We start from the raw sequence: 12,080 nt of genomic DNA, 5'->3' as shown, positions 1-12,080 counted from the left end.
TCTGGTAAGTCGCTTTTTATAATACAAGCGTTCCTGACGAAACGACCCGTAACTTTTTGTGCGGGTCATTTTGTCATGTTCTCCCGCCTAAAAAAAGTTTACGCAACAGTTCTTTTTCCGGCATCGGTGCCGCATTAAACGCTTCTAAGTACGGTCGGTCATCATACTCCACTTCAATGACATCCACCTTCCACTCTCCGCCGCTCCGCTCGACTAAGGCGAATGGTGCCACAGCTTCCGGCTGACAGCCGAGCGCTCCCGGGTTTAAGTACGTTACGCCCTCTGCCCGGATGACTTGTTCCGGATGATGGTGTCCAAAACAAATCAGGCTCGCCTCGTGTCCTTTAAAGAGATTTGGCAAGGATTGTTCTGTTCCGTCAACCGCTTCCGCCAATGGTTCCTCTCCGATGGGCTTCTGTTCATCCAGATACGCATAATGTGTAAACAATGCTTCCTGTTTCGAAAATGTCTTTCGGACGGTTCTTGGGAGCTGCTCCAAAAAACGTTGATTGTCCGGGGTTAACTGATCGGCAATCCATTGATGATGGTTTTTCGCATGACGGTAACTGTCCGGATATTTTTGACCATGTATCAACGCAAGGACATTCTCGTCATGATTCCCGCTGATGGTCGTCATTTGTGGTGTCGATCGCACAATTTCGATGACTTCATTCGTTTGTGGTCCGATACCAATCAAATCTCCGAGACAAAAAATTTCTGAGACACCTGTTTCTTCCGTTATTCTTTTTAAAACTGCTTCTAATGCCGTTGCATTGCCGTGAATATCCGTAATGACTGCAAATTTCATGAAACCGCCTCCATTGCTAATTTAACGCCATTCCTGCCTTTTCCCTTGTTTCATACGAAAAATTCATGAAAAATAAATTGTCAGAAAATATTGATTATTCGTTTTAGCCATGTTAGGCTTAGAAAAATTCACGGAGAGGAGAACACCTTTATGTCTTTACACCAAACTGCAGGCCGACTGATTATTCTATGCTCGAGGGACTGAAACCTTTCCGGTTACATTTCGGAATTGATTTTGGGCCCTCCTTTCGATGCATCGAATGAGGCGCCCGCAGGAATAATGGCGCCTATCCGATAACGGATAGGTTTTTTTAATGGCAAAACGAAAAAGAGAGAGGATGAGTGAGTTGAAGGAATATGCGATGGATCGAATGGTGAAAGTGTCTGCCGGTATGGCGAATGCCGTCTTGGTGACGTTAGGAGTAGGATTATTGATTGAAACGTTCGGCAACTTGTTACATATTGAGATGCTGTTGACGATTGGCGGTGTTGCCAAGGTCCTGCTTGCACCTGCTCTTGGAGCCGGCATCGCTTATCAACTCGGCGGGAATACACTTGTTTTATTCAGTGCCATGATTGCCGCAACGATTGGCGGAGCGGCACTTCAGCCAACGGACGCCGGACTTGTCCTCGTGCCGGGTCAACCAATCAGTGCATTGCTCGCTGCTGCCGTCGCCGTATTCGTCGGTAAACGAATGACCGGAAAAACCAAATTCGATATGATGGTTATTCCCGTCAGCGCCGTTCTTGCCGGTGGTGTGACAGGCATCGCTGCCGCTGCTGTTACGACACCTTTATTAACACGATTCAGTGCTATGGTCACGACATCCGTCGAATCTTCTCCAATCGCGACATCACTTGTCATCGCCCTTATTTTTAGTGTCTTATTGATGTCACCTGCTTCATCTGCTGCACTCGCGATTGCTCTTCAGCTCGATCCCGTCGCCAGTGCTGCCGCCTTGATCGGTTGTTCCGCCCAGTTTGTCGGCTTTACGTTGATGGCTTATCGTCAGACCGATCCCGGTGGATTGATTGCTTCTTTCTTCGTCACACCAAAAGTCCAGTTTCCAAACATCGTCAAAAATCCACGATTGGTCGTCGCTCCGTTCTTGGCTGCCATGATTTCAGCGCCGATCGCGACACTTGTTCTCTCACTGGAAGTACCATACGAATTAGCGGGACTTGGCCTAAATTCAATGATTGCGCCGCTCAACATTTTCGTCAATCAAGGATTCAATGCCTTCCTTGTCTTTTTCGCAACCGGCGTGCTTCTTCCCGGTATCTTGACGCTCGTCTTTTACCGGATGACGACGATGGTAGGTTGGACAAAAATGGGCGATCTTCGTTTAGAGATCCAATAAGGCACAGTTGCTATTCCTTTCATTGTTAATGAAGGAATAGCTTTTTTTATACAAAAAAATCCCGTTCATCTTTTGATGAACGGGATTTTGGTATGATTCTGACTGGGCTCGAACCAGCGACCTCTACCCTGTCAAGGTAGCGCTCTCCCAGCTGAGCTACAGAATCATGTGATGTCGTACTGGGTATATGTTTATTATAGCAACATATCGAAATGTGTAAAGTATTTTTTATGATTTTCTTTTATTTTTTTTCTTCTGCGGCAACAGTTCAAAGTTGCAGGGTTTTCTCCTGTCCTCTACTATGTAAATAAGCACATATAAAATAAAGGAGGGGTACCCGTTGAATTTTTTAACAAGATTTAGTTTGAAGAACTCAGTTGCCGTGTTTATTATTGCCATTCTTTTAATTTTAGGCGGCGTGTATTCGTTTACTCAACTCAAAGTAGATCAGTTTCCTGAAATTGAATTTCCTCAAATTTCAGTAGAAGCCGTTTATCCAGGTGCATCTCCAGATGATGTCGACAAACAAGTCGTCTCAAAACTGGAAACCGCACTCAAAGGAGTCGAAGGCTCCACCAAAATTACGAGCTCTGCCTATGAAAGTATCGGGATCATCAATATCGAATTCCCATTTGATACGGATATGGACAAGGTCGAGCAACAAATTGATGCTGCCATCCAAGATGCAAATCTTCCGGAAGAAGCAACAACAAAGTTAAATCGTTTTTCATTTGGATCGTTCCCGATCTACAACATTTCCTTCTTTAGTAAAGATGGAAAAGAAATTGAATCCTTATTAAAGGATGAAATCGAACCAGAACTCAACAAAATTCCCGGCATCAACAGTGTTTCCGTCGGTGGTTACAAAGACGACCTCGTTCAAATCACTGTCGACAATGATAAGGCGACCGCTGCCGGCTTGTCGTTAACCAGCATCAAAGAACAAATCAATGCCAAATACGTATCGTTCCCGTCTGGTCAACTTGCAGAAGGTGATTCAAAAATCCCGATTCGGGTCGAAGAAAAGCTGGAAAACTTAGATAAGTTAAAAAATCTTCAGCTGACATCTACTGTTGCGTCAAGTCCGGCAACAGGCGCCCCATCAGGTCCTCCTGCAGGAGGATCCGGTTCAGAAGCCGGAGCACCGGGTGCAACAGGTGCACCAGAAGAAGCAGAACCAGCAGAACCAATCCGTCTCGGAGATATCGCAGAAATCGAAGCCGTTTCCGAGCAAAGTGAAAAAACACGTTACAACTTAAAAGATTCGTTATCGATGGCCATCACGAAAAAACAAGATGCCAACACTATTGAAATTGCAGATGGTGTCACAAACATCTTGAACAAATACGATGATCAAATCGATTATACGATTGGAATCGATTCAGCTAAAGATATTGAGGAATCGGTTGCCACTCTCGTAAAAGAAGGATTACTCGGTGCCTTGTTTGCTTCTCTTGCCGTCCTCCTCTTCTTACGAAACATCCGGGCGACCATCATTGCCATCGTCTCAATCCCGCTGTCGATTTTAATTGCAGCGATCTTCTTGAACTGGCAGGACATCTCGTTAAATATCATGACCCTTGGTGGTATGGCGGTTGCGGTCGGTCGTGTCGTCGATGATAGTATCGTTGTCATTGAAAATATCTTCCGGCGGGTCCGAAAATCAGATTCAGGTATGACGAATGAAATCATCGAGCAATCGACGAAAGAAATCTTAAAAGCAATCACGTCTTCTACCTTGACGACCGTCGTTGTCTTTTTACCAATCGGTTTTGTCGGTGGTATCACAGGGAAGTTCTTCCTGCCATTCGCCTTGACGATCATCTTCTCGTTGCTCGCTTCGCTTCTCGTTGCGATCACGATTGTACCGATCTTAGCGAAATTTGCCTTCAAAAAAGTACCTGCTGAAGAAAAAGAAGGTGCCTTGCAACGTTGGTATGGAAAACTGATTGAAAAATCACTGTCGCACAAAGCGATCATTCTCGTCGTTTCATTCCTATTGCTTGGCGGTTCGCTTGCGATCGTGCCGCAACTCGGGTTTACGTTCATTCCAAACGAAGCTTCCAAAACATTGACGGCTTCGCTTGAACTTCCCGCTGCAACGTCTCTTGAGAAAACAAGTGATGTTTCGCTTAACATGGAAAAGATGTTCGACCAGGAAGACGCGATTGCCGATGTCACGACTTCAGTCGGTGCCCGTGATTTCACGACAGGTCTGCGTCTTGATAACAAAGCAAGTTACTTCTTGAATCTAAAAGACGGCGCTGATGTCGAACAGACAATCAAGTCGCTCGAAACACAGATGGAAGACATTGCGAAAGAAGACGACGTTGATGTTAAAATCAGTATCGCTGAACTTTCGACAGGTGGTCCGCCATCGAACAACAATGTCGACGTCGACCTATTCTCAACGGATCTTGAAGCGTTACAACAAGCAGCAAAACTCGTTGAAGATAACATGACTAAAAACAACGATTTGAAATACGTCACGAATAACTTCAGCGAGAAACAGAAACAGTTCCTCGTTGAGATTGATCCTGAAAAAGCAAGTGATCGTGGTTTATCCGGCTTCCAGATTCTTGGTACGGTCAACGATCAAACCAAACCGGTTACCGTCGGAACGCTTAACCTCGACGATAAAGACCAAAACGTTCAATTGTCTTACCAAGAAGATTTGACATCAAAAGCAGATCTTGAAAACGTACAATTGTTCTCGGCAGCTGGTCCTGTCGCCTTAAAAGATGTCGCAACAGTAAACGAAGTCGAGACATTCACGTCGATTCAGAAACTGGATGGAAAAGTGTACGCACGTGTTTCTGGACAAGTGAAGGGCGATAACGTCCAAACGGTTTCAAGCGACGTCAAAGCAGACGTCGAAAAAATCAACTTGCCAGACGGTGTCTCGTTAACGAGTGGTGGCGGAAACGACGATACAGTCGAAATCTTCCAATCGCTTGGTATTGCCATCGTCGTCGCTATCGGACTTGTCTACTTGACGATGCTGATCACGTTCGGAAAAGCACGGATTCCGTTCATCATCTTGTCATCGCTCATCTTCGTTCCGATTGGCTCACTCGTCACCTTGTTCTTGGCAAACGAGCCGTTATCCGTCAGTGTCATGATTGGTTTCTTGATGCTCATCGGTATCGTAACGACCAATGCCATCGTACTCGTCGACCGGATTGGACAGAACATCACACGTGGTTTACCGATCCGCGAATCGTTGATTGAAGCCGGTAAAACACGACTTCGCCCAATCTTAATGACAGCATTCGCAACCATCATGGCCCTTGTTCCGCTGGCACTCACTACGTCATCCGGCACATTGATTTCAAAAGGTCTCGCCTTGACGGTCATCGGTGGATTAACGACTTCAACGCTCTTGACGTTGATCATTGTCCCTGTCGTCTACGAACTGTTCTTCTTCAAAAAAGTGAAAAAAGAACGTCAGTCCTAACAAAAAATCCTTCTCTCAGTTATGAGGGAAGGATTTTTTTGATTATTTCTCAAGCACTTCATCAGTTCGATCAATCGTTCCGTTATGTTTAGCAACAAGACCGTCCAGTACAGACGGTTCAAATTCTTCACCAATCGCAATGATTCCTGTTTTTCCGGGTGGAATCACACCGAGTGTGCGTTTAAACGTTTCCTGGACGGCTTGATTTTCTTTTAAATCCTTTGAGCCGCCAATCAACATCCCTGTCATCGAGCCTAACATAATGCCGAACGGTCCTCCGAGAATCCCGACGGCCATCCCAATTAAAGAACCTTTGAAAGCTTTATTCGAGCCGCTTAAATCGACCGCATCTTCAAACGAAAACGCTCCGCTTTCGCTTCGTTTAATGACAGCGATTTGTTCAAAATCAACTTGACCGTTGGCATGATACTTTTTCAGTTCGCTGAACACTTGATACGATGTCGCCTCTTCTTCGAATGTAAAGGTAATGATATGATGCTTCTCTTCTTTTTTAGCCACAGCTTCCACCTCTTTCACAAAAGACAGACCGCAACCGTTGACGATGAGTGACACACCATTTATTTACCATTCGTCGCTTGAAACGAAACCTGTTACGGCGTCATCGGTTTCCCCGGTTCCAACTTGTAGTATTCTTCCATCGTCAAGCCGCTCACCTTCAACTGGGCAGCAAGCGTCGCCCCGACATAACGAAAATGCCAGCTTTCATACGTATAGCCGGTCCATGATTCTTTACCGAGCGGATAGCGGAGATGGAACCCGTAACGGTGGGCATTCGCAGCCAGCCATTTTGCCTCTTTTGTACTCGAGAAGCTGAACTTCGCATATTTGGAAGAGTCTGCTCCGCCGATATCAAAACCAAGTCCTGTCTGATGCTCACTTCTCCCGGGTTGTGCACTGTACGTACTTGCTTTTTCAAAACCGTCCCGTGCCACATACTTGTCAAACAGAGCTTTTTGATAGGCATACGAACGGTATGTACTGAATGCAACCAAGGTGATTTTTTCTTTTTTGGCAGCGAGCTTCATCTTTTCAAAGGCAGCTCGCGCCACCGTACTCTCACCGGGAGCATACGACGAACGGAGTGGGTAATTCGGATTGACGATCAACGTCTTGCCGATGCGTAATCCGCCGATTTGTTGATCGGTCAGTAAATATTTTGAGCTGGCATAACCCGTCTTCGTTCCATATCGCACTTTCGACCAGGTTCCGAGTCGGCTGATCTCGTTTACATAGACGCCCGTTGGAATGATCGTGACCACTGCTTTTTCCGTCGATGCACCGGCCCGCAGGTTAAGGGGTGTTTTCGCTTGACGGTAACTCGAAGCTTCTGCCGCGAGAGAAAAGCTGACCGTTGACGTGACGACTGCTAATAAAACGAGCATCGTTTGTTTCATCTTTTTCATGGTTCGTATAAACTCCTTTTTTCAAGAACAGGGTAATGAATCTTTGATTTTAGAATAACATTCATTTCAAGACGTCACCATTTTTTGTTCATGGTGTAATCAAAATGAATTAATTCCCTGTTTTATTCAAATGAATGCGTTCTCGATGATTGAATCTCGTCTGGTTCGGGTAAATATCGGTTGTATGCGTTTTCTTTGAATAATGATTGGCATCAGTCAAGGGGGCGAATCTTCATGACCATTTTAGATGGGGTATTCATCGCCGTCTCCGTATTTTGGTTACTCGAATTGTTTCTTTTTCGAAACCGGCAGAAAGAACCGTCTCCACTTGAAGAACGACGAAGTTTTTACTCCATTTTGGCTACTTTAGTCGTTACGATTCTGTTGTCCATTTTGTTCAGCAGATCAGAACCATCCGTCCTCTTACAACAAATCGGACTCACCTTCTTAAGTATCGGGGTTCTGTTGCGTTATTGGGGGATTTATCATTTGAAACATCAATTTACCCGTCACGTTGCAGTCAATCCGGGAGATCAACTTGTCAGCACAGGTCCTTATCGTGCCTTACGTCATCCGCTTTACACCGGTTTACTTTTCATCACGGCCGGCTTTCCCCTGTACTTCGGACACTTGATATTGACGTTATTCGCGACAGTGCTGATGTTTTTTGCTTTATTACATCGCATTCGAATCGAAGAACGGCTGTTAACCGAAGGCTTCGGACCGGCTTATACTGCATGGGCACGTAAAAGAAAACGATTAATTCCGTTCATTTACTAAGACATAAGGAGATGTGATTTTTTTGAAAAAACAAGCTGTAGTCATTGGAGCAGGTTTAGCAGGTATGTCCGCCGCAATTCGCCTCGCAGGAGACGGATACAACGTCACGATGCTTGAGCAAAACGGAAATGTTGGCGGGAAGTTGAACCAACGGAGTGGTCAAGGGTTCACCTTTGATACCGGTCCATCCATCTTGACAATGCCTTGGGTGCTCGAACAACTCTTTACGAGTGTGCATCGTCGCCTGGACGATTACTTAGAAATTGAACGAATCGAACCGCAATGGCGGACATTTTTCGAAGACGGGACACAGCTCGATGTCAAAGGCGATTTGCCAGGGATGCTCGAAGAGTTTAAAAAAGTCTCTGATCAAGCTGACTTCGTCGAACTGTTCAGCTATTCGAAAAAAATGTATGATCTCTGCTTGGACAGCTTCTATAAATATAGTCTCGAAGATTTAAAAGACTTAAAAAAATACCATACGATGTCAGAATTACTGAAGATGGATCCGCTTAATACCGTTGCAAGCGGTACAAAAAAACATCTCAATAACAAGTATCTCGAACAGTTGTTCAACTATATGGTTATGTACGTCGGATCCAATCCGTACGAAGCACCTGCTGTCTTCAATCAAATGATTTATGTTCAGATGGGGCTCGGCATCTACTATGTCAAAGGTGGTATGTACAATATCGCCCGTGCGATGAAAACCGTCCTCGATGAGCTTCGTGTTACGATTCACGTCAACACACCGGTTGAGCGGGTCGTCACGGAAGGAAAACGCGCGATTGGCGTGGAAGCAAAAGACGGTACTTTCTATCCGGCTGATGTCGTCGTGTCGAATCTCGAGGTCATTCCGACGTATGAGCGTCTCGTTGCTGACAAAAAAGGACCAAAACAGGCTAAAAAACTTAATCAATCGTTTGTTCCATCTGTCTCGGGTCTTGTCCTCCTCCTTGGTGTCAATCGCGAATACAAAGACTTAAAACATCATAACTTCTTCTTCTCCGACGATCCGGAGCGTGAATTCGCGCAAATGTTCAAGGAAGGTGTACCACCGGAAGATCCAACGATTTATGTCGGTGTTTCGTCTAAATCCGATGCTTCGCAGGCGCCAGAAGGAAAGGATAACTTGTTTGTCCTGACACACGTTCCGCCACTGACGAAACAAGGTGGAAAAACCGATTGGGATGCTTATCGCGAAGTTGTCCTCGATAAATTGGAACGAATGGGGTTAACAGATTTACGGGAAGCGATTGAATTCGAATACCGTTTCACACCGGAAGATTTACAATCGCTGTACGGTCCAAACGGCGGCTCCATCTATGGAGTGGCTGCTGACCGCAAAAAGAATGGTGGATTTAAAATCCCATCGAAGAGTGATCTGTATGAAGGGCTCTATTTTGTCGGTGGATCAACGCATCCGGGCGGAGGCGTACCGATGGTCACATTGTCTGGTCAGCTCACGGCTGATTTAATCCAGAAACATGAAAATCCCGTCAAAGCGTGATAACTAATAAAACAGGAGATCGTCCCTTAAGGGGGATGATCTCCTGTTTTATTTTGATGATGAAGCTAGGGATACTTCTTCGATTTGAAGGCATCTCTCGCCGTCAAATACTAAACGATAAACGGCTGGCATCGCTAAACGCGACCAAAAGGAGTAATCGTATGCCGGATCAAAATGCTGCATCAACAACACCATGATATTCCCGTGCGTCCCGACGACAACTGTCTCATTTGTGTGTTTCCTGATTAACTGCTGCGTACCTACAACAACACGGCGCTGCGCAATGTCGTTTGATTCTCCGCCATATGGATTTTTGTCCGGGTGATTCCAGACGTACTCGACAGCTTGCTGAAAATCATCCAGTTGACCGGGAGCCAGTAATCGTTCTTGAAATGCTTCCGCCTCCTCGATCGGCAGTCCATAGTGTTCCGCTACAGGTTGAACGGTTTCAATTGCCCGCCGGTACGGACTCGCATAAATGTAATCCGGTTGAACCTCTCGAAAAAGTGAAATCAGTTGTTTGGCATCAGTCATGCCCCGCTCGGATAGTGGTCGTGCTATTTCGTCCGGCGAATAGGTCGAATGGGCGTGCCTTACTAAATAGATGGTTGTCATGATGTCTCCCTTCTCAACTCTCATTTGTTGTTTCGAGCAATCGATACCCCACTCCCCGGACTGTCTCTAAATGAACATCAATTGGAAACCCGGCACGGCGTAATTTTTCGCGCAGGTGGCGGATATGTGAATCGATGGTTCGTGGTTCAATGGACTCGTCATCTCCCCACAGTGAGAGGACGAGCTGCTCCCTCGATAAAATACGATTCTTCGAGGCGAGCAATTTCCCTAACAGCTGAAATTCCGTTTTCGTCAGGAGGATTTTTTGTTGATTGAATTCACAACGGTACGCAGCAGCATCATAAGACAGTCCATGAAATGTCTCTTGTTCCTGTTTGACTCGACCAATCAATAGTTCGATCCTTGCCAGTAGTTCTCCTTCATGGATTGGTTTCGCGACATAGTCATCCGCCCCTACTTCATGACCTCGTAAAATGTCCTCTTTTTGATTACGTGCTGTCACCATGATGATTGGAAAATCAGCAACCCGTCGGATTTTTTGGCATAATATCCACCCATCCATTTCAGGCATCATGACATCCAACAAGGCCAAGTCGATCGGTACGGTTCGAACCAGCTCTAACGCTTTTTGGGCTGAATCGACCAAATGACAGGTATGTCCATAAGGTGCCAGATATAACTTCATCAATTGAAGCATCCGTGGTTCATCATCTACGATTAATATTCGTGCCATTTTTTCACGCCCTCCATTGAACTGTGACGCATGTCCCGGCATGCCACTCGCTTTTTATATCGAGTGTCGCATCATGTGCTTGGACGATTGCCGTCGCAATCGTTAACCCGAGACCCGACCCGCCGTGGCTTCTGGAGCGTGATGGTTCACTCCGGTACAAGCGCTTTTTCACATGCGGCAATGCCTCTTCGGAAATCCCTATCCCTGTGTCTTTTACTATAAAATATGCTCCGGTCTCATTTTTTCCATACTCTACTTCAATTTGACCGACTTCCGTGTATTTCCGTGCGTTATCCAGCAAATTTAACAGGACTTGACCAAGCCGGACTTGATCTCCCATTACGGTTACAGGATGACCTGACACCACAAATCGCAGTCCCTTTTCTTCAATCGCCGGTCGCATTTTGTCGGCAATGGATAAAATCACCTCGTCAAGTGCAAGCGGCAAACGATCTACCGAAAACTGATTTTCGTCCAAACGAGCAAGTAACATCAATTGTTCGATCAGTTGACTTAGGTGATTACTTTCTTCCTTGATGATCGACAGATACATCGTTTTGTCAGAGTCGGGCAAACCGGGACGACTCAAGATATCAGCGTACCCTTTGACATACGTCAGTGGCGTTCGCAATTCATGCGAGATGTGTGCTAAAAATTCTGTGCGTTCACGGTTTACGTAGTCGAGATCTTTTGCCAGTTGGGTAATCGATCGTGCCAATGCACCCAGTTCATCTGAACGCTCAATCGGTAAATCCACTTCCAGGTTTCCGTCCCTCAACTTTGCGGTTGCCCGTTCCATGTTAATCAGCGGTTTCGAGATTAAACGTGTACAGAGCGCTACAGTGACCAGTGACAGTAGGACTGCGATGATTCCCACTTGAATGAACTGTTGCTGCAACGGTTTGACGACTTGTTGAATCAATCTTTCAGGAGCAAACATAAAAACATGTCCGCGATGACTGTCCGCGATGGTGATCGGACTATCCGTCATCAAAAAGTTTCCATGCTCCGTCGGCGTCTGAAGCACTAAATCCTTTCGTTGATCTTGAAATTCGGTATGCGTCAATTCTGTTTTCATTTCTTCCGTTAAACGATTGGAAGACTTCAGGATTTTTCCCTTTTGATCGGTCACGACGACAGTAAATTCAGAAGCAGATTCCATTAAACTGACGTGATCAATTGTTTCTTGATCAAATGATTTCTCCAAAACGTCTCGATGCGTATTTCCGCGACTCAATAATCCGGACAACACTTCATCGGTACGTTGATTCACAAGATTTAAATACAACGTACTAAAAAGAATACTCCCTATCAGAAAAAGCGCTGTTAAAAACAGCAGACCGATGTAATGAGAAATATGCCGCATGTTCCCCCTCCTTATCTTCCCTCTGCTAAGTATAAGGATTTTTGATTTGAAAATGTGTGTCAGGAC

10 protein-coding genes and 1 tRNA gene are annotated in these 12,080 nt (G+C 45.5%); 4 read left to right on the top strand and 7 right to left on the bottom strand.

Going from position 1 to position 12,080, the window contains the following annotated elements; genetic code table 11:
• Positions 1–73: 73 nt before the first annotated feature.
• Positions 74–808: a metallophosphoesterase family protein gene (locus tag D3D03_RS11990; RefSeq protein ID WP_119923684.1), complete on the bottom strand. Its 735-nt coding sequence runs from the start codon at positions 806–808 to the stop codon at positions 74–76.
• A 337-nt stretch (positions 809–1,145) separates the two neighbouring features.
• On the opposite strand from D3D03_RS11990, the gene D3D03_RS11985 reads away from it, so the two are divergent.
• On the top strand, positions 1,146–2,168 hold the full coding sequence (locus D3D03_RS11985; RefSeq protein WP_026833902.1) for a PTS sugar transporter subunit IIC: 1,023 nt from the start codon (positions 1,146–1,148) through the stop codon (positions 2,166–2,168).
• Between the two features lie 93 nt (positions 2,169–2,261).
• Here the strand turns inward: D3D03_RS11985 and D3D03_RS11980 are convergent.
• Positions 2,262–2,334 (bottom strand) — tRNA-Val (locus D3D03_RS11980).
• A 174-nt stretch (positions 2,335–2,508) separates the two neighbouring features.
• Between D3D03_RS11980 and D3D03_RS11975 the strand changes: the two genes are divergently transcribed.
• Positions 2,509–5,625 carry an efflux RND transporter permease subunit gene (locus tag D3D03_RS11975; protein ID WP_119923683.1) on the top strand — a complete coding sequence of 1,039 codons (3,117 nt, stop codon included), beginning with the start codon at positions 2,509–2,511 and terminating at the stop codon, positions 5,623–5,625.
• 42 nt (positions 5,626–5,667) lie between these two features.
• Here D3D03_RS11975 and D3D03_RS11970 read toward each other — a convergent pair whose 3' ends face one another.
• Together D3D03_RS11970 and D3D03_RS11965 are read right to left on the bottom strand one after the other, a co-directional pair.
• Positions 5,668–6,144, bottom strand: coding sequence for a DUF456 domain-containing protein (locus D3D03_RS11970; RefSeq protein WP_119923682.1), 477 nt, complete (start codon positions 6,142–6,144; stop codon positions 5,668–5,670).
• Between the two features lie 92 nt (positions 6,145–6,236).
• The gene (locus D3D03_RS11965) at positions 6,237–7,049 is read right to left on the bottom strand and encodes a D-alanyl-D-alanine carboxypeptidase family protein (protein ID WP_026833905.1); all 813 of its coding nucleotides are present in this window, start codon (positions 7,047–7,049) and stop codon (positions 6,237–6,239) included.
• 234 nt (positions 7,050–7,283) lie between these two features.
• On the opposite strand from D3D03_RS11965, the gene D3D03_RS11960 reads away from it, so the two are divergent.
• Together D3D03_RS11960 and D3D03_RS11955 are read left to right on the top strand one after the other, a co-directional pair.
• Positions 7,284–7,829 (top strand): methyltransferase family protein, encoded by a 546-nt coding sequence (locus D3D03_RS11960; protein ID WP_026833906.1) that lies wholly within the window; start codon positions 7,284–7,286, stop codon positions 7,827–7,829.
• A 22-nt stretch (positions 7,830–7,851) separates the two neighbouring features.
• Positions 7,852–9,339 carry a phytoene desaturase family protein gene (locus D3D03_RS11955; RefSeq protein WP_026833907.1) on the top strand — a complete coding sequence of 496 codons (1,488 nt, stop codon included), beginning with the start codon at positions 7,852–7,854 and terminating at the stop codon, positions 9,337–9,339.
• Between the two features lie 48 nt (positions 9,340–9,387).
• On the opposite strand, the gene D3D03_RS11950 is transcribed toward D3D03_RS11955, so the two are convergent.
• The 3 genes from D3D03_RS11950 to D3D03_RS11940 are packed head-to-tail and all read right to left on the bottom strand — an operon-like array spanning position 9,388 to position 12,014.
• A complete protein-coding gene (locus tag D3D03_RS11950) occupies positions 9,388–9,954 on the bottom strand; it encodes a histidine phosphatase family protein (RefSeq protein ID WP_119923681.1) in 567 nt (188 codons plus the stop codon).
• Positions 9,955–9,967: 13 nt separating this feature from the next.
• Entirely contained in the window at positions 9,968–10,648 is a 681-nt protein-coding gene (locus D3D03_RS11945) for a response regulator transcription factor (protein ID WP_026833909.1), read from the bottom strand.
• A 4-nt stretch (positions 10,649–10,652) separates the two neighbouring features.
• Entirely contained in the window at positions 10,653–12,014 is a 1,362-nt protein-coding gene (locus D3D03_RS11940) for a sensor histidine kinase (RefSeq protein WP_119923680.1), read from the bottom strand.
• Positions 12,015–12,080: the final 66 nt, after the last annotated feature.

Source organism: Exiguobacterium sp. RIT452, assembly GCF_003598705.1.
Taxonomy (GTDB): Bacteria; Bacillota; Bacilli; order Exiguobacteriales; family Exiguobacteriaceae; genus Exiguobacterium_A; species Exiguobacterium_A undae.
This window is presented reverse-complemented; position numbering and strand designations above follow the sequence as displayed.